Raw genomic sequence first — 24,136 nt, 5'->3', positions numbered from 1 at the left:
GCGCGGTTCCCGACCGGCGCGGCCCGTGCGGGACCTGCCTGCGGTCAGGCGGGCGCGGGGGAGGCAGCGGGCACGAGGGTGCCGGCCACCGCCGCCCGCAGCAGGCGCACGTACTCCTCGGCGAGCGCACCCGCCGCGCCCGCGGTGAACAGGGACGTGTGGTACTTCAGCACCGCCTGGAAACCGGCGGCGTGCCGGGTCAGCTGCAGTGTCAGCTCGAACTGCCCGTGCTGCTGCGGCAGGGCGAACTCCGCGACGCGCAGCCCGGCGTGCTCCACCACCGCGCCGGGGGTCAGGGCCCCGGCGATCGGGTCGGCGCCGCCGGGCTCGTTGAGCACGAAGAGGACCTGCACCGGCCCCGGCCGCGACGGGTCGCGCGGCAGGCCGGTGAGCCCGGCCAGCAGCGCGAACGGGTAGTCGCGGTGCAGCAGGCCCTGCCACAGGCGCAGCGAGGTGCGGCGCAGCACCGCCTCGAAGGAGTCGCCGGGGTCCACCCGGGCCCGCAGCGGCAGGGTGTTGACGAAGTAGCCCATCGCGTCGCGCCAACGGGCGCCCTGCCGCTGCGAGACGGGGTAGCCGACCAGGAACTCCCGCTGCCCGCTCGCCCGGTGCAGCAGCACCGCGAAGACCGACAGCAGGAGGGCGAAGGCCGTCACGTTGCGCTCGGCGGCCGCCGCGTCGAGGTCCGCCACCAGGCCGGCGGGCAGGTCGACGCGGACCTCGGCGCCCGCCTGCCGCCACAGCGCGGGGCGCGGCAGGTCGGTGGGCAGCTGCAAGTGCGCGGTGACGCCGCCGAGTTCGCGCGCCCAGTAGGCGCGCGCCCGCTCGGCCCGCGACGAGGCCAGGTACGCGCGCTGGACCTGCGCGAAGTCCTCGAAGGCCGCCCCGGTGTCCCGCGCCGTGTACGGGCGGCCCGCGCGCAGCGCCGCGTACCGCGACAGGATCTCCCGGCACAGCAGCAGCTGGGAGATGTTGTCGGCGGCGATGTGGTGGGCGGTGGCCAGCAGCACATCCGGGCCGGTGCGCGGGCGGATCAGGGCGATCCGCACCGGGCGCTCGTGCGCGGGCCGGAAGGGCCGGCGGGAGAGGCGCAGCGCGAACGCCCGCAACTCCTCGCCCGCCAGGCCCGGTTCGTAGCGCTCCAGGGCGAAGGGGGTGGGCGCGGGCGTGCGGCGGATCCGCCCGTCGTCGCCTTGCGCGAACAGCGAACCGAGCAGGGCGTGCCCGGTCACCGCGGCGCCGGCCGCCTGCTCCAGCACGGTGGCGTCCACCGTGAAGAGCAGGTCCAGGGCGGCCGTCACGTTGTAGGCGGCGCCCTGCGGGTCCAGGTGCTGCACCAGCCAGAGCGCCTCCTGGCCGGGTGTCAGCGTGCCCCCGGCCGCGGGAGTGGAATTCCGCCGCGTCATGTGCCCAGTACGGCAGATACGTCGGCACCGCGGCAAGGAATCGCGTCGGCAACTTTCCTGCCTGCCGGAAAGTGCCGGGCAGTTGCCTGTCGTGCGCGCCGATTCCACTTCTACGCTGGGCCCGTGACGACCGGCCGCCTTGAATTCTCCTCTGCGGGGTTGACGAGCATTGATATATGAAAACGTGTACGAGATGATCCAGGACGACGTATTCCTGCATCTCGACGGCGCGGCACGGAATATCGACCTCCATCTGAAGATGGAGGGTCTCAACCCCGCCGGGTCGATCAAGCTGAAGACAGCGCTGGGCATGGTCGAGGACGCGGAGCGGCGCGGTGTGCTGCGGCCGGGCTGCCGCCTGGTCGAGTCCTCCTCCGGCAGCCTCGGCATCGCCCTGGCGGTGATCTCCGCCGCCAAGGGCTACCGCTTCCTGTGCGTCACCGACCCCAACACCTCGGCGCTGAGCGCGGCCGCCATGCGCGCGCTGGGCGCGGACGTGGTGGAGGTGGGCGGCCCCGACGCCAACGGCGGCTACCTCGGCAGCCGCATCGCCTACATCCACGAGCGGCTGGCCGCCGACCCGGAGCTGGTCTGGCTCAACCAGTACGCCAACCCGGCGAACTGGGAGGTGCACGCCCGCCGTACCGCCGCCGCCATCACCGCCGCCCTGCCCGACACCGACTACCTCTTCGTCGGCACCGGCACCACCGGCACCCTGATGGGCTGCGTCCACCACTTCCGCCGGCACGCGCCGCACACCCGCATCATCGCCGTGGACGCCGTCGGCTCGGTCACCTTCGACGCCCGCGCCGCACCCCGCTACATCCCCGGCATCGGCACCAGCCGCCGCCCGGAGATCCTGCGTCGCGACCTGGTGGACGACGTCGAGCTGGTCGAGGAGGCCGACACCGTGCGCACCTGCCGCTGGCTGGCCCGCCGCTACGGCCTGTTCGCCGGCGGCTCCACCGGCTCCGTGGTGCACGCCGTGCTCCGCCGCGCCCCTCAACTGCCGCCCGGCTCCCGGGTGGTGGCCATCTCGCCCGACTTCGGCGAGCGCTACGTGCGCACCATCTACGACGACGACTGGGTGGCCGGTACCTACGGTCCCGACGCCCTCGTCGAGCCGCACACGCCCCTGTCCGCGCTGACCACGGTGAGGAACTGACCCGATGTTCTCCTTCGAGGTGATGGGCGGCCGCGCCGTCCGCGCGGTCATCGAGGGCCACCGCCCGCAGATCGCCGAGCAGGTCCGCCGGACCTACCTGGACCACCACCGCGGCGCCACGGTCAACCCCGACAGCTACTTCCTGCGCTTCCCCGACCGGCCCGAGGCCCGCATCATCGCGCTGCCCGCCTCGCTGCGCGGCGAGGACGGCGTGGCCGGCATCAAGTGGATCGCCAGCTACCCGGGCAACATCGCCCGCAACATCCCGCGCGCCTCGGCCGTCCTGCTGCTCAACGACCCCGAAACCGGCTACCCGTTCGCCTGCCTGGAGGCCGCGCAGATCAGCGCCGCCCGCACCGCCGCCTCGGCCGTGCTCGGCGCCGAGCAGCTGCACGGCTCGCGCACCGCGGACCGGCTCGCGGTCGTCGGCGCCGGCGTCATCTCCCGCGCGATCCTGGACTTCTTCCACGCCCTCGAATGGAGCATCGGGGACGTCGTGGTCCACGACACGGTGGAGGAGTACGCCAAGAACTCCGCCGCCCACGCCGCCGGCCTCGGCTACCGGTCCGGCACCGCCGCCGGCCTCGCCGAGGCGGTGGACGGCGCCGACGTGGTCGTCCTGGCCACCACCGCCGCCACCCCGTACATCACCCGGCCCGGCGCCTTCGCGCCCGGCCAGACGGTGCTGAACATCTCGCTGCGCGACATCGCCCCCGAGCTGATCGCCGCCGCCCACAACGTCCTGGACGATGTGGAGCACTGCCTGAAGGCGAACACCTCCCCGCACCTGGCCGAGCAGAAGTACGGCCACCGCGACTTCATCGACGGCACCCTCGCCCAGGTGATCCTCGGGGAGGTCGCGCCCGGCCCTGACAAGCCGCGGATCTTCTCCCCGTTCGGCCTCGGCGTGCTCGACCTCGCGGTCGGCCGGGAGGTCTTCGGCATCGGCCGCGAGCGCGGCCTGGTGCTGCCCGTCCCCGACTTCTTCGCCGAACTCGACCGATGGTGACGGCGGCCACCCCCGACGCGACCGAAAGGCGGCACCCATGGCGCAGCGCACAGCCAGGCACCTGATCTCCCTGGACGACCTCGGCGACACCGACCTGCGCGGCATCGTCGCCCGCGGCGCGCAGCTCTCGCGCGGCGCCGCACCCGACGCCACCGCGCTGCGCGGCGACGTCGTCGGCGTCTACTTCCGCAAGACCTCCACCCGCACCCGCACCGCCTTCTCCTCCGGCGCCCTGCGGCTGGGCGCGGGCCTGATCGCCTACGGCCCCGCCGACCTCCAGCTCAACACCGGCGAGACCACCGAGGACACCGGCCGGGTGATGTCCCGCATGCTCGACGTCCTGGTCGCCCGCACCGCCGGCGACCCGGGGGAGATGCGGGCCTGGGCCGCCCAGGAGCGCATGTCCGTCGTCAACGCGATGAGCGCGCGGGAGCACCCCACCCAGGCGCTGGCCGACCTGACCACCCTCACCGTCCACTTCGGCGCCGTCGAGGGCCTGAGCGTGCTGTACGTCGGCGAGGGCAACAACTCCGCCGCGGCCCTCGCCCTGGGCCTGGCCCGCCACCGCGGCGCCCGCCTGGAGCTGCGCACCCCGCCCGGCTACGGCCTGGACCCCGCCGTCCTGGAGCGCAGCCTGCGGTCCGCCGCCGAGCACGGCGCGCACATCGCCGAACGCCACGACCTGGACGCGCTGCCCGGCGAGGTGGACGCCGTCTACACCACCCGCTGGCAGACCACCGGCACCAGCAAGCCCGACCCGAACTGGCGGGCCGTCTTCGCCCCCTTCCAGGTCACGCCCGCCCTGATGGACGCCTGGCCCAAGGCCGTCTTCCTGCACGACCTGCCCGCCCACCGCGGCGAGGAGGTCGCCGCCGAGGTGCTGGACGGGCCGGCCAGCCTCGCCTTCGACCAGGCGGAGAACAAACTGCACAGCGCCATGGCCGTCCTGGAGTGGTGCCGTGCTGTACCTGCGTAGGGTCGTCCCCCGCATCCCCGCCCACAGCGTCGCGATCGCCGACCTCGGGCAGGCGCTGGAGGTCCCCGACTCCGAGATCCGGCTGCTGACCCGCTTCCTCGGCCTGGACCGGATCGTCACCGCCGAGGGTCGGTCCACCCTGGACATGCTGCTCGCCCTCGGCCACGACGCGCTGGCCGGCGCCGACCGCGCCAAGGTCCGCCACCTCGTGCACGCCCACACCGTGCAGCACCTCGCGCCGCCCGCACTGCGCTGGATGGACGTGCTGCGCGACAAGCTCGGGCTGCACGAGGCGAGCGCCTTCTCGCTGTCCCACCAGGGCTGCGTGATCGGCCTGTCGGCGCTGAAGACCGCCGAGAGCCTGCTGACCGGCGAGCCCGCGGGCAGCCAGGCGCTGCTGCTGATCGGCGAGAAGGCCCTGTCGCCGGTGATGCAGCACATCCCCGGCACCTCCGTCCTCGGTGACGCCACCGCCGCCGTCCTCGCCGACCTCGAAGGCCCGGGGGACGCCGTGCTGAGCGTCGCCCACCGCACCCTCGGCGAGTTCCACCAGGCCCGGCACATGTCGCCCGAACTCCAGCACCGCTACCGGCAGCAGTACACCCCGACGCTGGCCGCGGTGATGCTGGAGGCCGTGGCGGCCGCGGGGCTCGACCTGGACGCGATCGACCTGGTGCTGCCGCACAACGTCAACCGCTACTCCTGGACCACCACCGCCCGCCGGCTCGGGCTGCCGCCGGAGCGGATCTACCTGGACAACGTGCCGCGGACCGGCCACTGCTTCTGCGCCGACTCCTTCATGAACCTCGCCACGGCCCGCGCCGAGCAGGCGCTGCCACCCGGCCGGACCGCGCTGATGGTCTCCGCCGGGCAGGGCGGCACCTTCGCCGCCGCGGCCGTACGGACCGCCACCGGAAGGGAGTGAGATGACATCCCCCCAGCACGCCCCGGCCGCCACGGGCTTCACCGCCCGGCTCAAGCAGGCCCTGGTCGGCGACCCGGCCGCCCGCTTCGTCTACCTCAACAACTTCGAGGTCGAGCGGGTCTGGGGCCGCGGGGAGCCCGCGCTGCCCGGCACCGGCCTGTCCTTCTCGGCCGCGACCGTGGGCCGCATCGAGGAGGTCGGTGTGCTGCTCGCCGACGAGCACGACGTGGTCGTCCTCAAGGAGCCCGTCGACGGCGAGTACGCCGCCTACCTCGCCGGGCTCGGCGCCGCCGCCGGCACCCACCTCGCCGTGGACCGCAACGAGCCCGAGCGCTCGGTCACCCTGGACGCCCTGGACTCGCCGCGCCTGCTGGAGCGCCTGCGCGCCCTGGCCGACGGCCGCACCTACCTGATGCCGCTGGGCACCTCCGCCGACGAGGAACGCCTGGCCGAGGCCGCCGGGCTGCCGCTGGCCGGACCCGGCGCCGAGACGTCCAAGCACGTCAACGGCAAGGTGTTCAGCCGCGAACTGGTCGACGCCGCCGGGCTGACCGCCGTGCCCGGCGCGGTCTGCCGCACGGTGGACGAGCTGGCCGCGGCGCTCGCCGAGCACCTGGTGGAGGACGGCCCGAAGGTCGTCGTCAAGGAGTCGCTGGGCGTCTCCGGGCGCGGCATGGTGGTCCTGGACGGGCCCACGCGCGGCGAGCGGCTGCTGCGGATGGTGGAGCGGCGGGCGCGCGCCGACCGGCGGCTGCCGGTCGTGGTGGAGCGCTGGATCGACAAGGAGGCCGACCTCAACTACCAGTTCCTGGTGGGCCGCGACGGGCAGGTCGCCTTCGAGACGGTCAAGACCGCGCTCACCGAGAACGGCGTCCACCGCGGCCACCTCTTCCCCCCGGCGCTGCGCCCCGACCAGGTCGACGCCCTGCACGCCGCCGCCGAGGTGATCGGCAAGGAACTGCACGCCGAGGGCTACGCGGGCCTGGCCGGGGTGGACGCCCTGCTCGCCGCCGACGGCACGCTCTACCCGTGCCTGGAGATCAACGCCCGCTTCAACATGGCGACCTACCAGAACCGGCTGGCCGAACGGCTGCTCGGCGGCGGCACCACCACCGCCCTGGCCACCACCTTCGACCTGCGCCCGCATCGCCCGCACACCTTCGCCGAGGTCCGCGCGGCCCTCGGCGACCTGCTGCTCACCGACCCGGACCCGCACCCGCGCGGTGTCCTGGTCAACAACTTCGCCACCCTGAACGCCGCCCTCAACGCCGGCGCCACGTCCTACGGCCGCCTCTACGCGATCTGCGCCGGCGCCGACGAAAGGGACGTCCGCCTTCTCCGGGCGCAAGCGCAGACCCGACTCGAGGAAATGGCAGGCCGGCCGTGACCGAAACCCCGAACCGCGAAGCCCCCGGCGCCCACGCGTCCGCCGGCCCCGACTGGAACGGCCTCGCCGAGCGCTTCGGCACCCCCACCTACGTCTACGACGGCGACTGGCTCGCCGCCAACCTCCGCTCCCTGCGCGCCGCCCTGCACCCCGCGCTGGAGGTCTTCTACTCCCTGAAGGCCAACCCCAACCGCGGGGTCTACCAGGTGCTGCACGCCGCCGGCGCCCGCGCCGAGGTCTCCTCGCTCGCCGAACTGCGGCTGGTCCTGGACGCCGGCACCGACCCCGCCGACATCGTCTTCCTCGGCCCTGGCAAGAGCGGCGAGGAGATCGACGCCTGCGTGGCCGCCGGGATCTACGCGGTGGTCTGCGAGTCCTTCGCCGAACTGCGCGCCATCGAGGCGGCCGCGGCCGCCCGCGGGGTGCGCCAGCGGGTGCTGCTGCGGGTCAACCCGGCGCTGTCCATCGCCGGTTCGCGGCTGACGATGGGCGGCAAGCCCCGCCAGTTCGGCATCGACGAGGCCGCCGTGCTGGCCGCGGGCCCCGAACTCGCCGGGCTGCGGCACGCCGACGTCGCCGGCGTCCACGTCTACCTCGGCACCCGCATCCTGGACGCCGAGGTCGTGGTGAAGAACACCGCCTACATCCTCGACCTCGCCGAACGCGTCGCCGAGGCCACCGGCATCCGCCTGGACGCGGTGGACATCGGCGGCGGCCTGGGCGCGGCCTACTTCGACAACGAGCACGACCTGGACATCGCCGCCCTCGCCAAGGACCTCAACCCGCTGCTCGACCGCTTCGCCGCCGCCCACCCCGGCACCCGCCTGCTCATGGAGTCCGGCCGCCATCTGACGGCACTCGGCGGCACCTACCTGATGCGGGTCCGCTACACCAAGCAGTCCATGGGGGAGCAGTTCGCGGTCGCCGACGGCGGCACCCACCACCACATGGCCGCCGTCGGCATCGGCTCCTTCGTCAAGCGCAACTTCCCGCTCGCCCTGCTCTCGCGCGCCCCCGAACCCGGCGAGGAGCCCGGCCCCTGGAACATCGCCGGGCCGCTCTGCACGCCCAACGACACCATCGCCAAGAACGCCCTCCTGCCCGCGCTGCGCCCCGGCGACCTCGTCGGCGTGCTGCGCTCGGGCGCCTACGGCCCCTCGGCCTCACCGGTGTACTTCCTCAGCCACGGCCACCCCGCCGAGGTCGTGCTGCGGCACGGCCGGGCCTACCTGGTGCGCCGCCGCGACACGGTCGAGGACGTGCTCGGCCGCCAGTCCACCCACCCGGACCTGGGCCGCGACGAACCGCTGGAGTGAACCCGGCGGCTGCTGCCGTGAGCACGGCCATGACCACCCGCCAAGAGCCCCTGCCGTGAGCACCCGGCGGCCGCACCCGACCCCGCACCCACCTGGCACTGCCCGCCATTCCACGAGGAGCAACGAGACGATGACCGGCACCGACGGCGCCACCACCGGCGCGCTCCAGGACGCGCTCGCGGAGGTCCTCAACAAGGACCTGCCCGACCTCACGCCCACCACCCGCCTCTTCGGCGACCTCGGGCTGGACTCCACCAGTGTCATCGAGCTGCTGATGGCGCTGGAGGACCGACTCGGGCTCGTGATCGACCCCGACGAGCTGACCCCGGAGGCGTTCGAGACGGTGGGCGCCCTCACCGGCTACCTCGACGCCTGCCGGCCCGGCCACGAGCCGGCGCGCTGACCGATGGCCCCCGCCACCCCCTTGGGCTCCGGGGCCGCCACCGCGGCGGCCCCGGCCCGCTCCCGCCCCGGCCCGCTGCGGCTCGGCCGCCCGGTCGCCCTCGTGCCGGCCCGCCGCGAGCCCGCCCCGCTCGACGGCACCGAACTGCGCTTTTTCACCGACTTCCTGGCCGCCTTCGGCGAACGCCCCGACCACGACCGGTACGCCCGCGGCGGCGGGCCCGGCTTCATCGACCTGGCCGGCGCCCTCCTGGACGGCCTGCCCCACCCGCCGCCCCCGCTCGACACCGTCGTGCTCGCCTACCACCTGCCGGACCGCGACGTCGTGGAGGTCGCCGGCTGCTACCTCGCCGACCGCCTGCCCGGCACCCCCGAGGTGCTCTCGCTGGCCGGCCAGGGCGTCGGCGCCCCCTTCACCGCGCTGCGCCTGCTGGACCGCATGCGCGCGGCCGGCCACTCCGCCGCCGGCGCCGTCCTCGTTCTCGACCAGACCACCGTCCCCTACGCCGACCCCGACGTGCGCACCGGCCCCGGCAGCGACGCCGCCGTACTGCTCCACGACGACGGCGGGCCCGCCATGGAACTCCTCGCCGTGGACGAGCAGCAGGCCGACCCGCGGGCCGCGCTGCGCTCCCTGACCCGCAGGTATCCGGACACCCGGATCGTCGCCGGCCGTATGCTCGCCGAACGCCTCGACCCGCGGGAGAGCGCCGAGGTGGTGCGGGGGCCGGCCAACGCCCTGTGCACCAGCGCCTGGTCGCCGCTCGCCGACGCCTGGGACGCCGAACGCCCGACGCTCGTCGCCGACTTCGACCCCCACGCGGGCCGCCTCTTCACCGCGCTGCTCGCTCCGGCGGCCGCGCGATGACCGCCCTGGAGCGCTACCGGGACCTCGGCCGCGAGCAGGGCCTCGCAGCCGGGCTCACCGCCGTGCTGGAGGGCATCGACCCGGCGGACACCGCGCCGGGAAGCGCCGCCGTCCTGCCCGCCCGCCTGGTGCGCCCCTCCCACCGGGTGGTGCCGCACCCCTTCGCCGCGCTGGAGAGCCTGGCCGTGGTCCGCTTCCCGCGCCCCGGCAGCCATCCGTCCCCGGGCGTCGGGGCGTCGGCCGCCACCCGGGCCGGCGGCGGCCTGCCGGGGCCGTACGCGGCACGCCTGGCCGCCGTGCGGATCGGTGTCCTCGCCCGGCTGCTGGACGCGGCCGTCGAACGGCTGGCGCAGCGCCGGTTCGGCGGTGTCCCGCTGCTCGACCAGCAGCTCGTGCGGGCCGCGCTCGCCGACGTCACCGCCGAGATCGAGACCGCCACCGCCGCCGCCCGCTGGGCCCACACCACCCCCGAGGCCGCCTGGGCGTGGCACGAGCGGCTCACCGAGGCCGGCTGGAAGACCGCCCGGCTCTTCGGCGCCGAGGGCTACCTCACCGACCACCCGGCCCGCGGCCTCCACCTGTCCGCCCTCACCGCCGACCTCTGGCTCGCCCGGCCGCCGGCCCGGGAAGGAGCCCGCACACCGTGACCGACACCCTGACCGACGCCCTGCCGGAGCTGGACGGGCGCCTCGCCGCCCTGCGCGGCGCCGCCGCCGAGACCGCACCCGAACTGCGCGCCCACGCCCTCGCGTTGGACGCCGACCCCCACGACATGGCGCCCCACCTCGGCGTCGAGGGCTTCGACCTGGTCCGCCGCCTCACCGTCCCCGAGCGCTACGGCGGCCGGCCGCTGCGGATCGGCCCCTTCACCTACACCGCGGGCTCCAGCCTGCAGACGCTGGTGTGGATGACCGAACTCGCCCGCGGCGACGCCGGGATGGTGATGGCCGCGCCCGGCCCGAGCCTGGCCGGCATCCTGCTGGACCACCTCGGCGACGAGGAGCAACGCGCCCACTTCCACCGCCGCCAGGCAGACGGCGCCGCCTGGGCGTTCTTCGCCGTCACCGAGCCCGGCCGCGGCAGCGACGCGGCCGCCATGCAGACCGCGCTGGGGCCGGGGCCCGGCGGGCAGCGGCTGCTGACGGGCACCAAGAAGTACATCGGCAACGGGGCCCGCGGCGGCATCGGCGTCGTCTTCGCCCGCACCGGACCCGGGCCGCTCGGCATCCGCGCCGCCCTCGTCGAGGCGAGCGCGCCCGGCTTCTCCACCACCGCGCTGGACACCGCGGGGCTGCGCGGCGCCGCGCTCGGCGAGATCCGCCTCGCCGGCGTGCCCGTCCCCGAGGAGCACCTGCTCGCCCGCCACCTGCCCGCCACCCGGCGCGGACTGTGGGGCGCGGTACGGGTGTTCACCACCGTCCGCCCCCAGGTCGCCGCGCTCGCCGCCGGCACCGGCCTGGCCTGCCTGGACCTGGTGCGCGCCGAGCGCCCCGGCGCCCCCGGCCTCGCCGCGCTGGACAGCCGCCTGGCCGGCTGCCTGCGGCTCGTCCACGAGGCGGGCGCCGCCCTGGACGCGGGGCGTGACGCCTCGCTGCTGTCGAGCGCGGCGAAGCTGTCCGCCGTGGCCGCCGCCCGCGAGGCGTCCCGCTTCGCCGTGCGCGCGCTGGGCCCGGCCGCCCTCGTGGACCACCCGCTGCTGGAGAAGTGGTGCCGGGACGTGGCCGCCTTCGAGTTCATGGAGGGCACCAGCGACATCCAGCGGCTGCACGTGGCACGCGAGCGGGTGCGGGCGGGCGGCCGGGGGTGAGAGTCGGTGTGGACCTGATGGAGATCGCCCGTGTCGCGCGCATCGCCGCCCACCCGGCCGGGCGACGGATCGTGTTCTGCGCGGCCGAACTCGCCCGCGCCGAAGGGCTCGGCCCGCAGCGGCGCCAGGAGTACCTGGCCGGGCGGTTCTGCGCGAAGGAGGCCGTGGCCAAGGCGCTCGGCAGCGGCCTCGGCCAGGGCCTGGTGTGGCGGGACATCGAGGTGCTGGCCGACGAGCGGGGCGCCCCCCGGGTCCGCCTGAGCGGCGGCGCGCGGGCCGTCGCCGAGCGGGCCGGGGTCGCCCGGTTTGACCTGTCGTTGAGCCACCAGGCCGGTCTGGTGGTCTGCGTGGCCGTGGCAACGTGAGACTTTCCCAGGGGGATGGACGATGGACCTGAGCTTGTTCTTCTTCGCCGACAGCTCGCAGGGCGCGGGCGCGGGCGGGGGCGCCGAGGGTGCCGTGGCCGCCGGTGCCGCCGTGGACGCGGGAGGCTCCGGCGCTTCGGGCTCCGCCCCTGCCGCCCCCGCCGTCGTTCCGCAGGAGGAGCCCGCGGGCCGGGACCGCTACCGGCTGCTGCTGGACAGCGCCCGCTTCGCCGACGCCCACGGCTTCACCGCCGTGTGGACGCCCGAGCGGCACTTCCACCGCTTCGGCGGGCAGTACCCCAACCCCGCGCTCACCGGAGCCGCCCTGGCCGCCGTCACCGAGCGGATCGGCATCCGGGCGGGCAGTGTCGTCGCGCCCCTGCACCACCCGATCCGCATCGCGGAGGAGTGGGCGGTCGTGGACAACCTCTCGGGGGGCCGCGCCGGCATCTCCGTCGCCTCCGGCTGGCACGCCCGCGACTTCGTGCTGCGCCCGGAGAACTTCAAGGACCGCAGGGACATCATGGTGGAGACCGCGACCGCCGTGCAGCGGCTGTGGCGCGGCGAGGAGGTCGAGTTCGAGGGCGCCGAGGGGGAGCGGCGCGGGGTGCGGCTGTATCCGCGGCCGGTGCAGCGGGAGTTGCCGCTGTGGATCACCGCGGCCGGCTCCCCGCAGAGCTTCCGCGTCGCGGGCCGGCTCGGCGCGGGCGTCCTCACCCACCGACTCGGCCAGGCCGACGACGCGTTGGAGCGCAACATCGCCGGCTACCGCGAGGCGCTGGCCGCCGAGCACGGCCCGCGGGCCCGCGGCCATGTCGTCGTCATGCTGCACACCCTGCTCGGCGCCGACCGGGCCCGCGTCCGCGCCCTGGCCGAGGGCCCCCTCACCGGATACCTGCGCAGCTCCATGGAGTTGATCGCGGCGGCCCCCAGCGCCGACGGCTTCTCGCTGGACCGGATGTCCGCCGACGACCGGGACTTCATGGTGGCCCGCCAGTTCGACCGCCTCTTCACCCGCGCGGGCCTGTTCGGCACGGTGGCCGACGCCGTCCCCGTCGTCGCGCGCCTGGCGGCCATGGGCGTGGACGAGATCGCCTGCCTCATCGACTTCGGTGTCCCGCCGGAGGAGGTCCTGGACTCTCTGCACCACCTGGCCGCCCTGCGCGAGGCATGCGCCACGGCGTAGCGCGGCACGTGGTATCTCTGGGACGGCCGCGGCGCCCCCGGCAGTGGCGGGACACCCCGAGCGGCCCCGGTACGGTGGCTCGCCCGCGGTGGCCCGTCAACCAGGCGGGACCGCCCGCCCGTACGACCCCGCACCGCACGCCACCGAAACGCACCACCGCCCTCGCCAGGAGCCCGGCCATGCACGACGACCGCACACTGACCGAGGGCCGCCTGCGGCGCGTCCTCGACGAGCGCATCCGCCCCGCGATCCACCCGGACACGGTGCCGCTGGAGGTGTCGGTGTGGACCGCGCCGGGCGAGCCGGTGCCCGTGGCCGAAGGGCTCGCCGCCCCGCGCACGCCGATCGCGACCGGCGACGCGTGGGGCGCGCCCTGGGGTACCAGCTGGTTCACCGTGGCGGGCACGGTGCCGCGGGAGTGGGCCGGACGCACCGTCGAGGCCCTGCTCGACCTCGGCTTCGACGAGCGCATGACCGGCTTCCAGTGCGAAGGGCTCGTTCACGACCGCGACGGCGCACCCGTCAAGGGCCTGCACCCGCGCAGCTCCTGGGTCCGTATCGGCGCTCCGGTCGCGGGCGGCGAGCAGGTGCTGCTCCACGTCGAGGCGGCCTCGAACCCGGTGATCCTCCAGCCGCACCCCTTCCTGCCCACCGCGCTGGGCGACCCGGCGACCGCGGGCGGCGAGCCGCAGTACCGGCTGGGCCGCATGGAGCTGGCCGTCTTCGACCAGGAGGTGTGGGAGCTGGTGCAGGACCTGGAGGTCCTGGGCGAACTGGCCGCCGAGCTGCCCGCCGACCAGGCCCGCCGGTGGGAGGTGCTGCACGCGGTGTCGGCCGCGCTGGACGCCCTGGACCTGGCGGACGTCGGCGGCACCGCCGCCCGCGCCCGCGCCTGCCTGACCGGGGTGCTGGCCGCCCCGGCCGCGCCCTCCGCGCACCGGATCAGCGCGGTCGGCCACGCCCACATCGACTCCGCGTGGCTGTGGCCGCTGCGCGAGACCGTCCGCAAGGTCGCCCGCACCACCGCGAACATGACCGCGCTGCTGGCGCAGGAGCCCGACTTCGTCTACGCGATGTCGCAGGCCCAGCAGTACGCCTGGATCAAGGAGCACCGCCCGGACGTCTACGCCCGGGTCAAGGCCGCCGTCGCCGAGGGGCGGTTCGTGCCCGCGGGCGGCATGTGGGTGGAGTCCGACACCAACATGCCCGGCTCGGAGGCGATGGCGCGGCAGTTCGTGCACGGCAAGCGGTTCTTCCTGGCGGAGTTCGGCGTCGAGAACGAGGAGGTGTGGCTGCCGGACACCTTCGGCTTCGCCGCCGGGCTGCCGCAGATCATCCGCGCGGCCGGCGCGAAGTGGCTGCTCACCCAGAAGATCTCCTGGAGCCGCACCAACGCCTTCCCGCACCACACGTTCTTCTGGGAGGGCATCGACGGCTCGCGCGTCTTCACCCACTTCCCGCCGATCGACACCTACAACAACGCGATGACCGGCCACGAGATCGCCCACGCCGCCCGGAACTTCAAGGAGATGGGCCGCGCCCGCCACTCGCTGGCCCCCACCGGGTACGGCGACGGCGGGGGCGGCACCACCCGCGAGATGGTCGCCAAGGCGGCACGGCTGCGCAGCCTGGAGGGCTCGGCGGCCGTGGTCTGGGAGAAGCCGGCCGACTTCTTCGCCCGCGCCGAGGCCGAGTACCCGGACGCGCCCGTGTGGGCGGGCGAGCTGTACCTGGAGCTGCACCGCGGCACCCTGACCAGCCAGGCCCGCACCAAGCAGGGCAACCGCCGCAACGAGCACCTGCTCTACGAGGCCGAGCTGTGGTCCGCCACCGCCGCCGTGCGCACCGGCGCCGCCTACCCGTACGAGCAGCTGGACCGGCTGTGGAAGACGGTGCTGCTGCACCAGTTCCACGACATCCTGCCCGGCTCCTCGATCGCCTGGGTGCACCAGGAGGCCGAGCGCACCCACGCGGCGGTCACGCGGGAGCTGACCGGCCTGGTCGCCGCCGCGCAGGAGGCGCTCGCCGGCGATCCGGCGGCAGGCGGCGAGACCGTGTTCAACGCCGCGCCCCACGCCCGCGGCGGCGTCCCGGCCCTCGGCGCCGCCCCCGCCGGGCCGCCGCAGGACGGCTGCACGCTCACCTCGGCGCCCGGCGGCGGCCACGTCCTGGACAACGGCCTGCTGCGCGTCACCCTCGACGCCCGCGGCCTGGTCGTCTCGGCCGTCGAGACCGCCTCGGGGCGCGACGCCGTCGCCCCCGGCGCCGTCGCCGGCCTGCTCCAGTTCCACCCGGACTTCCCCGTGATGTGGGACGCCTGGGACGTGGACGCCTTCTACCGCAACACGGTCACCGACCTCGACGGCGCCGACGAGGTCGCCGTCGCCGCGGACGGCCCGGACGCCGTCGCCGTGCGTGTCGCCCGCTCCTTCGGCTCCTCCACGGCCGTGCAGACCTTCACCCTGCGGGCGGGCGCCCGGCAGCTGGACATCGCGACCGAGGTGGACTGGCACGAGACGGAGAAGTTCCTCAAGCTCGCCTTCCCGCTCGACCTGCACACCGACCGCTACGCCGCCGAGACGCAGTTCGGCCACCTGTTCCGCCCCACCCACACCAACACCAGCTGGGAGGCGGCCCGCTTCGAGAGCTGCAACCACCGCTTCGTCCACATCGAGGAGCCCGGCTGGGGCGTCTCGCTGACCACCGCCTCCACCTACGGCCACGACGTCACCAGGACCGTGCGCGCCGGCGGCCCGGCGCCCGGCACCACCACGACGCTGCGCGCCTCCCTGCTACGCGCGCCCCGCTTCCCCGACCCGGCGACCGACCAGGGCGTCCACCGCTTCCGGCACGCCCTGCTCGTCGGCTCCGGGATCGGCGACGCGGTGCGCGAGGGCCACCGGATCAACCTGCCCGAGCGGCGCGTCCCCGGCACCGCGACCGTCGCCCCGCTGGTCGCGGTGGACGACGAGGCGGTGGCGGTCAGCGCGGTCAAGCTCGCCGACGACGCGAGCGGCGACGTCGTGGTGCGGCTCTACGAGTCCCGCGGCGCCCGCACGCGGACCCGCCTCACCGCGGGCTTCCCCGTGGCGCGGGCGGAACGCTGCGACCTGCTGGAACGGCCCCTTGAGCCGCGTGAGCCGCTCGCGCACCCCGGCGACGCGATCGCACTGTCCCTGCGCCCCTTCGAGCTGGCGACGATCCGGCTGGTCCGGGGGGCCGGCTGAGCGCGAGCCGAGGCCGTCGGCGGCGACCGGTACGCGCGAGAGCGGTCGCGGGGGCGCCGTCGGCCGGCCCGGCCCGCCCCTGTGCGGCGTCCCCGGCCATGGCGGCGCCCGGCCGGCACCGCCGCCGGGTGCGTCCGTGACCGGTGACGCCCGCGCGCACCTGCTGGGGCCCGTGGCCGAGGTGCCCTGCCCCGGGCGCCGCGGCGCGCACGCTCCGGCCCGGGTCCCGCTGTCCGCTCGCCCGCGCCCTGCTGCCGCCGCCCGCGCCCGGCAGCCTGCCCGCGGTCACCGTGCTCAGCGCGCCCGGCCCGGGCTCCGGCCCGGCCGTGTGGGCCGAGGACCGGTGCCCGGATCGCCCGGCGCGCCGTCCGCGCGCGCATGGCCGCGGCGGCAGCGGGCAGCCGCAAGGACATGACGACCACGCAACCTGAACGAGAGGCGAAATTCGAGGGAGCCGGCCAGTTCGACCCGCAGGACCTGTGTACGCTGCCCGCGGTGGCCCGGGTCCGGGAGGAGGCGCCCGAAGAGCTGGACGCCGTCTACTACGACACCGCGGACCTGCGCCTGCTGCTCGACGGCGTCACGCTGCGCCACGGGAGCGGCGGCACCGACACCGGCTGGCGTGTCGAACTCCCGCAGGAGACACGGCACATGGCGGTGCCGGGGAAAGCCGGTGACGTTCCCGGCGAACTGCGCCGCCGCACCGCGGTGTTCACCCGCGGCCGCGACGTCGTGCCCGTCGCCCACCTGCGCACCCACCGGCGGCGGCACGTACTGCTCGACGAAAACGGCCGGGAGCTGGCCGAGTTGACGCAGGACACCGTGGCCGCCCAGACGCTGGACGGGGAACCGGCCGGGGCCGCGCCGCTGCACGCCGGCGGCCAGGAGGGCACCTGCACCCGGATCACCCAATGGTCCGAGATCGACGTCGAGTTGGCCGACGGCGGCCCCGAACTGCTGCGCGCCGCCCGCAAACAGCTGGCCGCCGCCGGGTGGCGCCCCTCCGGCAGCGCCCACAAGCTGCAGCACGCCCTGACCGAGGAACTGCGGGCTGTGGAGGCCGGGTCGGCGCCCGCGGGTGACGACCGCCGGCTGCGACCCGGCTCCGCCGGAGCCGCCGTCATGGACCGGCTCGCCCGGCAGACCACGGCCCTGGTGCAGGCCGACCCGGGCACCCGCTTCGACGAGCCCGACGCCCTGCACCGGATGCGTTCCGCGGCCCGTCGCCTGCGCAGCCTGCTGCGCGGCCAGAGGAAGGTGCTCGACCGGCGCCGCACCGACCCCGTCGTCCGCGAACTCCACTGGCTCACCGGACTGCTGGCCGCCCCGCGCGACCACGAAGTGCTCGCCGAGCGGCTGCCCGCGCAGGCCCGGCGGCTGGAGCGGCGCGCCCCGGAGCTGCGCCCGGCCCTGCGCGGCCTGGCCGAGCGGATCGGCGAGCAGGAGCGGGCCCGGCACGACCCCGCCTGGCAGGCGGCCGTGGAAGCGCTGGACAGCCCGCGCTACTTCGCCTTGCTGGACGCCCTGGACGCACTGCTGGCCGACCCGCCGCTGCGGCCGGCCGCAGCCAAGCCCGCGGCCAAGCAGCTGCGCAAGGCCGCCGAGCACGACCGGCGCCGGCTGCTGAAGCGGATCGCCGCCGTCGAGAACGCCCCCGAGGGGCCGGCCCGCGAGCGCGCCCTGCACGGCGTCCGCAAGGCCGCCCGGCGCGCCCGGCACACCGCCGAGACCGCCCGCCCCGTCACGGGCAAGCCGGCCCGGCGGCTGCTGAAGCGCACCAAGGCGCTGCAGAAGCTGCTCGGCGAGCACCAGGACGCCGTCGTCGCCCGCGGCGCCCTCCTGTCCCTGTCCGCGGCGGCCCACCGCTCGGGCGCGGACACCTTCGGCTACGGCCTCCTCCACGCCGAGCAGGAGGCAGCGATCGCCGACCTCCAGCAGCACTTCCCGAAGGCGGCCCGCCGCGCCGTGAAGCGCGGGGTGAGCCGGCTGCACTGAGGGTGCCGTTGCGTGGCGGGTGCCGTTGCGTGGCGCCCACGGGCCGGTGGGTGGCGCCCGCGGGTCGGCGGAGCACGCCCGCGGGTCGGCGGAGCACGGGGCCGTTGCGCGAGGCCGGAGGTTGCCTGCGAGGCACGGGCGGCAGCCCGCCGCCCGGTGCCCGAAGCGCCGTGACAGCGCCGCCCGAGGGCCCCGTCTGCGGCGCCCGCAGCGCTCTGCGCCTGGGAGCCGTCGCCGCCTGCTCTCGCCCACTGCCCCTTCGCAGGGCGCCGTGTCCCCGTCCCGCGCCCGGAACTGTCACCGTCCGAGGGCGCTTGTGCACCGGGTGCACCCCGGCACTTCCCTGTACCCGCTCCACGGCCGCAGGCGCCGCCCTCCGAGACCCCTCGGGTGACCGTCCCGCCTGCTCCTGCGGGCCCCGTACCGTTCCGTGTTCGCGTGCGCACTGCCCGTATCCGGTCCGCTCGGACCCCAGTGGCGCCCGGGTGCGGGCGGCGCGGGGGCGGAGGAGAGTGGGGAGAGCGGGCAGGCGGCGGGACGGCCGGTGCCGCGCGTGTGGGGCGCGCGGGCCAGGGAGGCGGTCTGGTGGACGAGGTGGACGAGTACGACGTCGACTCCGCCCTCCAGCAGGCGCTGGACCGCCTCACGGTCGTGGCGGACGTCAACTCGGCCCTGGCCAGCACCATGGACGCCCGCGAGGGTCTTGCCCGGACCAGCCGGCTGCTCGCCCAGCGGGTGGGGGACTGGTGCGCGGTGGACCTGCTCGCGGCGGCCGGCGGGGTGCGGCGCGCATGCACGGCGACCAGGGACGGCGTGGACGCCCCGGCCGCCGACAGCGCCCGCCTGCCGCCGACGCCCGTGCGGGGCGACGGCCCGCTGGCCCGGGTGCTGCGCGGCGCGGGACCGGTCCTCGTCACGTCCGAGGACCTGCGCTCCGGCGGCGGGCTCGCCCCCTGGGACGCGGCGGCCGCGGCCTTCATCGACCGGCACGGCGCCAACAGCGCCATCGCCGCCCCGCTGTGCGCCCGCCGCGAGGTGCTGGGGGCGCTCACCGTCATGCGCGGCGACGGGCACCCGCCGCTGAGCACGGACGAACTCGCGCTCGTGGAGGACGTCGGCCAGCGCGTCGGCCTCGCCGTCGACAACGCCCGCCTGCACCGCGAGGTCGAGCACGTCGCCGAGCGCCTCCAGCGCTCCCTGCTGCCCGCCCTGCCCGGTGTGGACCACCTCGACATGGCCGCGCGCTACGTCACCTCGCAGCGCACCGCCGAGGTCGGCGGCGACTGGTACGACTGCTTCAAGCTGCCCGGTGGCGGCACCGCGGTGATCATCGGGGACGTCACCGGCCACGACCTGAGGGCCGCGGTCAGCATGAGCCAGCTGCGCAACATGCTCCGCGGCATCGCCTGCGACCGCCAGGAACCCCCCGAGATGATCCTGCACCGCCTGGACCTCGCCCAGCACACGCTCTACCCGACCACCACCGCGACCTGCGTCTACGGCATCATCGACGGGCCCGGCAGCGGCCTGTGGCACGTCGAGTTCTCCTCGGCCGGGCACCTGCCGCCGCTGCTGGTCACCGGGGACGGCGAGACGCGCTACCTGGACCAGGCGAACGGGCTCCTGCTGGGCGTCGACACGCGCCTGCCCCGCACCAGCGCGACCGTCGCGCTGCCCGCGGGCTCCACACTGCTGCTCTACACCGACGGGCTGATCGAGCGGCGCGGCGAGGGGCTGGACCACGGCATGACCCGGCTGCGCCGGGAGGCCGCCACGCTCGCCCGCGAGACCCCGGACGCCTTCTGCGACGGGCTCCTGGCCGGCCTCTCCCAGGCCCCGGCCGACGACGTGGCGCTGCTGGCCGTGAGCGTCCCTGACGACGCACCCGATCCAGAGAGCTGATGACGGGACGTCACTTCACCTGCGTGGCAGCCGAGTCGGCGTGAATCCCGCCGACACCCGGGCGGTACGGATCGACGGGCCGTCATGCCGGCGCCGTGGACGGCGGGTTCAGCGGTGGAGCAGGCCGACGATGAGCACGACGAGCAGCACGAGCAGGGCGAGGCCGAGGAAGACCACCGCGCCGGTCCTCGCGCCCCGCGGCTCGTCCGCCGGCTCCTGGACCGGCAGCGGCGTACGGCCCCACTGCTCGCCGTACTCCTCGGGCCGCGGCGCCGGATCGGGCGCGGTCTGCCAGGTCAGCGGGACATCGCGCTCGTAGACCTGCTCGGGGGCGAGCGGGTGCTCCCGCCCGGCCGCTCCCGTACCGCCGGGCGCGGCCACCCCTTCGTCCGGGCGCTGCGGCTCGTGGCCGTAGTCCGTCCCGTCGGTGCTGTCCGTCCCGCCGGTGTGCTCCTGCGCCGCCTCGGACGTGTGCGCGTGCCTGGCCATCGAAACCTCCCTGGGGCAGAGCCTCCTGAAGCCTCGGCTGCCCCCGCCCCGGCGGAGGAAACGGCACCGCCCGCCGGCCCGGCCCCTCGGCAAGCTGCCGGAGCTAACCCTTCAGAACGATGAACGCCACGGCGGCGGCCACGCCGAGCACCACGAAGATGATCACCATCGACACGACGCAGCACGCCGCCAGTTCGGCCGCGCGGACTGCGGCGCCGCGCGGGCCGCCGGCGTCCGGCTGCGGCCGTCCGGGCGGCTCGCGCCTCGCACGGCGCGGGCCGGGCACGCCCGGGGAGGGCGCGGTCACACCGGGGCCGGCGGGGGCGCCGGGGGTGCGGCGGTGGGTCATGGTGATCTCCTGGCGTTCGCTGGTGTGCAGAACGTCTGCGCACATCGCAAGGGTTCCCGCACGCCAGAGCCTGCCACGCCCGTCCCGCCAGTACCGCATCGGGTCGCCCGCAAAGGGCCCGTGGCCGGCCCGCCGCGCCCGTCCGGCCGGGCCCCAGGGGGTGCGGGGCCCCGGCCGGTCCGGCCCGGTCAGGCGGTTGACGCGGCGCCCCGCGCGGCCGCCCGTTCCGGGCCGACCGTCACCACGAGCTTGCCGGAGTGGCCACCGAGCTCCAAGGCGGTGTGCGCCGCCACGATGTCGTACAAGTTGAACACCTGGCCCACCGTGGGCCGCACCTCCGGCGTGGAGGCTCCGATCCGCGACATCGCCGCCGCGGCGGGCGTCGGCACGGCCACGATCTACCGCCACTTCCCGACCCGGGCCGATCTGATCATCGCCCTCTACCGGCACCAGGTCGAGGCCCTTGCCGAGGCGGGGCCCGCCCTGCTCGCGCAGAGCCCGTCGCCGCACGCGGCGCTGGCCCGCTGGATCGCCCGCTTCGTGGACTTCCTGGTCACCAAGCACGGCCTGGCGGCCGTCCTGCAGTCCGAAGATCCCTGCTTCGACCCGCTGCACGCCTGCTTCCTCGACCGTCTCGTCCCCGTCTGCGCGACCCTGCTCGCCGCCGCGGCCGCCGCGGGCGAGGTCACCGCGGACATCGACGCGATCCAGCTCGTGCACGGCGTGGGCAAGCTCTGCATCGGCGCGGAACACGGCACGACATACGACGCCCGCCGCCTGGTCACTCTCCTGATCGCAGGCCTGAAGCAACCCCAGTAGCGACGCGCGCGCCCTTGGCACGAGCCTGTGCCGCCTCGCGAAGAAAAGCCGTCGCTGAGACGGGGTCAGTAAACGGCAGGCATCGTGGGGAGGCGTGGGGTGCCGCTGAGGGTGAGGGCGGTGCCCGGGGAGCGGCCCAGGAGCCAGGCGAGCAGGGCGTGGGCGGGGCCCTCGACGGTGGCTGCCGGCGCGGTGCCGAGGGTGTGGGCGGCGCCGGTGTCCGTGGCGCGCAGCCGCACCGCCGGGGTCTGCTCGCGGGTGCTCAGCGAGGTGACGACGCGGGGGAGCATCATGCGGACGAAGGGGGCCGGCCACCGGGCGGAGGTGTAGCCGGCGGCCAGGTCGACGTGGTGGATCAGCACCTCGGACAGCCGGGCGTCGGCGGCACGGGCGGCGGGGTGCTGCTGCCCGCGGGTCCAGCGCACGGTACGGTGCCACGCCTCGGCCGGCATTCTGCGGTACTCCGCCGCGAACCGCTCGGCGCTGTCCCGCAGATCGGCAAGCAGCTCGGTGGCGCCGCGGCCGGCGCCCGCCTCGATCTCGGCCGCCCGTGCCTCCAGGCTCGCGTACTCGTGCGTCTCCACCCCCGTCCTCGCCCACACCAGCAGCCGCCGCCCCCCATCGGCGTTCCGCGCGAGGTGTGTCAGCACGTGCCCCCGCGACCACCCGGGCAGCAGGGACGCTCCCCGCACCTCGTCCTCCCCGAACCGCCCCGCCGTCTCCAGCACTTCCGCGGTCGCCCCACTGATCCACCCCAACAGAGCCGCGGCATCAAAACCGTGTTCACCCATCCCGACCTCCCCGCACAAGACGGTACGCGAGCCGCCGATACTGGGGGCGTGGACATCCATGAGGGCCCGGCCGTGCTCGAGTGGTGGGCCAACCGCTCGACCTGCCTCGGCAGTTACCCGGTCGACGTCACCGTAGCCGGCAGCGGGTCCGGCTGGAGCTGCCGGGCCGTCCACGCCGAAGCGCTCTCCGCGGAGCACCAGGAGGGGTTCGACTTCCTGATGGAGCTGGGCCCCGTCTTCACCCTCCGCTTCCCCGACGAGAGCACCATCGAGGTCGACGTCGTCGCCGAACCGGCGGGGCACCTCACCCTCACCGCCTGGGAGCCGACGACCCCCCACGTGCCTCCGCCCGCATGAGAACCGCGTCGGTCGGCGGGCGTTCGCCCTCACGCCGTGGAGCGGGGGCACGCTAGCCTGCCCGCATGGAGCGACTGGAACTCGCCGACGGGCGGACGCTGGAGTACCTCGTGGCCGGGGCGCCCGACGCCCTGCCGCTCGTCGTGCACAACGGAACCCCTTCCGCGGCCGTGCTGTTCGAGCCGATCGTCGCCAGTGCCGCGCGGCACGGCATGAAGGTCGTGGCCTACAGCCGCGCCGGGTACGGCGGTTCGTCGCCCCGGCCCGGCCGCAGCGTGGCCGACGTCGCCGGCGACATCACCGCGCTGCTGGACGCGCTGGGCGACGAGGAGTTCGTGACCGTGGGATGGTCCGGCGGCGGCCCGCACGCCCTCGCGAGCGCCGCGCTGCTCCCCGGGAGGTGCCTGGCGGCCGCCACCCTCGCGGGAGTGGCGCCCTATGAGGCGGACGGGCTCGACTGGCTCGACGGCATGGGCGAGGAGAACATCGAGGAGTTCGGCGCCGTCGTCGCGGGCGAGGAGCCGCTGACACGTTTCCTGACCGCCCAGCTCCCCGCCCTCGCCGACGTGCAGGCCGCCGAGATCGCCGCCGCCCTCGGCGGCCTCGTCTCCGAGGTCGACCGCCGCGCCCTCACCGACGACTTCGCCGCGTACACGGCCGCGATGTTCCGCGCCTCCGTCGCGACCGGCATCGCCGGCTGGCGGGACGACGACCTCGCCTTCGTCCGGCCCTGGGGCTTCGACCTCGCCTCGATCACGCCGCCGGTCTCGGTGTGGCAGGGCGCCGAGGACCGCATGGTGCCCTACGCCCACGGCCGGTGGCTTGCCGCCCACCTGCCGGGAGCCGCCGTCCACTTGGAGCCGGCCGAAGGCCATCTCTCCCTGGTGGTCACCGCGTTCGACGCCGTCGTGGCCGAACTCGCCGCGAACAGCGGCAGGTAGCCGGGACCGCGACCGTCCCGCTCGTGCCGGCGCCCCCTATCGCGCACTCGTGGACGCCCTGCCCACCCACGGGACCCGCGCGGCCCCTCGGGCCGTGGCTCGCTCGGGGTGAACGGGGCAGCCCGCGCGAGCCGCACGTCATGCCCGGGTGCCCCGGGGAGCGCGTGCCGCCTCCGCCGGAGATCCGCACGTCACACGCACGTCGCGGCCCGGGAGAGGGTGGCGAAGCCGACAGCCCGCCACATTGACGGCAGGGCGCCCGGCATGGTGCCATGAAGCGCATTTCCGATTCAGCAGGCAGGGGAAGCCGGTCCGAGTCCGGCGCTGACCCGCAACCGTAGGCCCGCCGCGCGGCGGGCGAGCCGGAACACCTGCGCTGAACCGCCAGTCACGATCGCCGTCGAGGACTACGGCACGGACGCACCGGCCGGCACGCCCCGCGCTGCCGGCCGTA

22 protein-coding genes and 1 riboswitch are annotated in these 24,136 nt (G+C 75.5%); of the genes, 18 read left to right on the top strand and 4 right to left on the bottom strand.

Features of this window, described 5'->3' with window-relative positions; translation table 11 throughout:
- Positions 1 to 44 precede the first annotated feature (44 nt).
- Positions 45 to 1,406, bottom strand: a complete 1,362-nt coding sequence (locus BLR33_RS10355) for a condensation domain-containing protein (protein ID WP_093784037.1) — start codon at positions 1,404 to 1,406, stop codon at positions 45 to 47.
- Between the two features lie 193 nt (positions 1,407 to 1,599).
- Between BLR33_RS10355 and sbnA the strand changes: the two genes are divergently transcribed.
- The 15 genes from sbnA to BLR33_RS10280 all read left to right on the top strand — a co-directional run bounded on the left by sbnA (position 1,600) and on the right by BLR33_RS10280 (position 19,936).
- The gene (gene sbnA / locus BLR33_RS10350; RefSeq protein ID WP_093784293.1) at positions 1,600 to 2,571 is read left to right on the top strand and encodes a 2,3-diaminopropionate biosynthesis protein SbnA; all 972 of its coding nucleotides are present in this window, start codon (positions 1,600 to 1,602) and stop codon (positions 2,569 to 2,571) included.
- Between the two features lie 4 nt (positions 2,572 to 2,575).
- On the top strand, positions 2,576 to 3,580 hold the full coding sequence (gene sbnB, locus BLR33_RS10345; protein ID WP_093784036.1) for a 2,3-diaminopropionate biosynthesis protein SbnB: 1,005 nt from the start codon (positions 2,576 to 2,578) through the stop codon (positions 3,578 to 3,580).
- 37 nt (positions 3,581 to 3,617) lie between these two features.
- A complete protein-coding gene (locus BLR33_RS10340) occupies positions 3,618 to 4,556 on the top strand; it encodes an ornithine carbamoyltransferase (protein ID WP_093784035.1) in 939 nt (312 codons plus the stop codon).
- A complete protein-coding gene (locus BLR33_RS10335; RefSeq protein WP_093784034.1) occupies positions 4,540 to 5,481 on the top strand; it encodes a 3-oxoacyl-[acyl-carrier-protein] synthase III C-terminal domain-containing protein in 942 nt (313 codons plus the stop codon). Before BLR33_RS10340 ends, BLR33_RS10335 begins: the two co-directional genes overlap by 17 nt.
- Position 5,482: 1 nt before the next feature.
- Positions 5,483 to 6,868 carry a preATP grasp domain-containing protein gene (locus BLR33_RS10330; RefSeq protein ID WP_093784033.1) on the top strand — a complete coding sequence of 462 codons (1,386 nt, stop codon included), beginning with the start codon at positions 5,483 to 5,485 and terminating at the stop codon, positions 6,866 to 6,868.
- Entirely contained in the window at positions 6,865 to 8,184 is a 1,320-nt protein-coding gene (locus tag BLR33_RS10325) for an alanine racemase (protein WP_093784032.1), read from the top strand. Before BLR33_RS10330 ends, BLR33_RS10325 begins: the two co-directional genes overlap by 4 nt.
- Before the next feature lie 130 nt (positions 8,185 to 8,314).
- Positions 8,315 to 8,587 (top strand): acyl carrier protein, encoded by a 273-nt coding sequence (locus tag BLR33_RS10320; protein WP_093784031.1) that lies wholly within the window; start codon positions 8,315 to 8,317, stop codon positions 8,585 to 8,587.
- Between the two features lie 3 nt (positions 8,588 to 8,590).
- Positions 8,591 to 9,454, top strand: coding sequence for a hypothetical protein (locus BLR33_RS10315; protein WP_093784030.1), 864 nt, complete (start codon positions 8,591 to 8,593; stop codon positions 9,452 to 9,454).
- Positions 9,451 to 10,101, top strand: a complete 651-nt coding sequence (locus BLR33_RS10310; protein ID WP_093784029.1) for an acyl-CoA dehydrogenase family protein — start codon at positions 9,451 to 9,453, stop codon at positions 10,099 to 10,101. Before BLR33_RS10315 ends, BLR33_RS10310 begins: the two co-directional genes overlap by 4 nt.
- A complete protein-coding gene (locus BLR33_RS10305; RefSeq protein WP_245771323.1) occupies positions 10,098 to 11,261 on the top strand; it encodes an acyl-CoA dehydrogenase family protein in 1,164 nt (387 codons plus the stop codon). The genes BLR33_RS10310 and BLR33_RS10305 overlap by 4 nt, the downstream gene beginning before the upstream one ends.
- 8 nt (positions 11,262 to 11,269) lie before the next feature.
- The gene (gene acpS / locus BLR33_RS10300; RefSeq protein ID WP_265737026.1) at positions 11,270 to 11,626 is read left to right on the top strand and encodes a holo-ACP synthase; all 357 of its coding nucleotides are present in this window, start codon (positions 11,270 to 11,272) and stop codon (positions 11,624 to 11,626) included.
- A gap of 22 nt (positions 11,627 to 11,648) precedes the next feature.
- A complete protein-coding gene (locus BLR33_RS10295) occupies positions 11,649 to 12,812 on the top strand; it encodes a MupA/Atu3671 family FMN-dependent luciferase-like monooxygenase (RefSeq protein ID WP_176930216.1) in 1,164 nt (387 codons plus the stop codon).
- A 179-nt stretch (positions 12,813 to 12,991) separates the two neighbouring features.
- Positions 12,992 to 16,039 carry an alpha-mannosidase gene (locus tag BLR33_RS10290; RefSeq protein ID WP_093784027.1) on the top strand — a complete coding sequence of 1,016 codons (3,048 nt, stop codon included), beginning with the start codon at positions 12,992 to 12,994 and terminating at the stop codon, positions 16,037 to 16,039.
- Between the two features lie 411 nt (positions 16,040 to 16,450).
- Positions 16,451 to 18,034 carry a CYTH and CHAD domain-containing protein gene (locus tag BLR33_RS10285; RefSeq protein ID WP_143031670.1) on the top strand — a complete coding sequence of 528 codons (1,584 nt, stop codon included), beginning with the start codon at positions 16,451 to 16,453 and terminating at the stop codon, positions 18,032 to 18,034.
- A gap of 585 nt (positions 18,035 to 18,619) precedes the next feature.
- On the top strand, positions 18,620 to 19,936 hold the full coding sequence (locus BLR33_RS10280; protein ID WP_245771322.1) for a PP2C family protein-serine/threonine phosphatase: 1,317 nt from the start codon (positions 18,620 to 18,622) through the stop codon (positions 19,934 to 19,936).
- Between the two features lie 108 nt (positions 19,937 to 20,044).
- On the opposite strand, the gene BLR33_RS10275 is transcribed toward BLR33_RS10280, so the two are convergent.
- Entirely contained in the window at positions 20,045 to 20,425 is a 381-nt protein-coding gene (locus BLR33_RS10275; protein WP_093784025.1) for a hypothetical protein, read from the bottom strand.
- Between the two features lie 103 nt (positions 20,426 to 20,528).
- The gene (locus tag BLR33_RS10270; RefSeq protein ID WP_093784024.1) at positions 20,529 to 20,819 is read right to left on the bottom strand and encodes a hypothetical protein; all 291 of its coding nucleotides are present in this window, start codon (positions 20,817 to 20,819) and stop codon (positions 20,529 to 20,531) included.
- A gap of 249 nt (positions 20,820 to 21,068) precedes the next feature.
- Between BLR33_RS10270 and BLR33_RS10265 the strand changes: the two genes are divergently transcribed.
- Complete coding sequence (locus tag BLR33_RS10265; RefSeq protein WP_093784023.1) at positions 21,069 to 21,593, top strand: TetR/AcrR family transcriptional regulator; 525 nt, start codon at positions 21,069 to 21,071, stop codon at positions 21,591 to 21,593.
- Positions 21,594 to 21,658: 65 nt separating this feature from the next.
- Here BLR33_RS10265 and BLR33_RS10260 read toward each other — a convergent pair whose 3' ends face one another.
- On the bottom strand, positions 21,659 to 22,384 hold the full coding sequence (locus BLR33_RS10260; RefSeq protein ID WP_176930214.1) for a maleylpyruvate isomerase family mycothiol-dependent enzyme: 726 nt from the start codon (positions 22,382 to 22,384) through the stop codon (positions 21,659 to 21,661).
- Between the two features lie 48 nt (positions 22,385 to 22,432).
- Here BLR33_RS10260 and BLR33_RS10255 point away from each other — a divergent pair, with 48 nt between their 5' ends.
- Both BLR33_RS10255 and BLR33_RS10250 read left to right on the top strand, forming a co-directional pair.
- A complete protein-coding gene (locus BLR33_RS10255; protein WP_093784021.1) occupies positions 22,433 to 22,741 on the top strand; it encodes a hypothetical protein in 309 nt (102 codons plus the stop codon).
- Between the two features lie 65 nt (positions 22,742 to 22,806).
- Positions 22,807 to 23,682 (top strand): alpha/beta hydrolase, encoded by an 876-nt coding sequence (locus BLR33_RS10250; RefSeq protein ID WP_093784020.1) that lies wholly within the window; start codon positions 22,807 to 22,809, stop codon positions 23,680 to 23,682.
- Between the two features lie 260 nt (positions 23,683 to 23,942).
- Positions 23,943 to 24,075: riboswitch (cobalamin riboswitch) on the top strand.
- The last annotated feature ends 61 nt before the right edge of the window (positions 24,076 to 24,136 follow it).

Origin of the sequence: Actinacidiphila guanduensis (assembly GCF_900103985.1) — a bacterium.
Lineage (GTDB): Bacteria > Actinomycetota > Actinomycetes > Streptomycetales > Streptomycetaceae > Actinacidiphila > Actinacidiphila guanduensis.
This window is presented reverse-complemented; position numbering and strand designations above follow the sequence as displayed.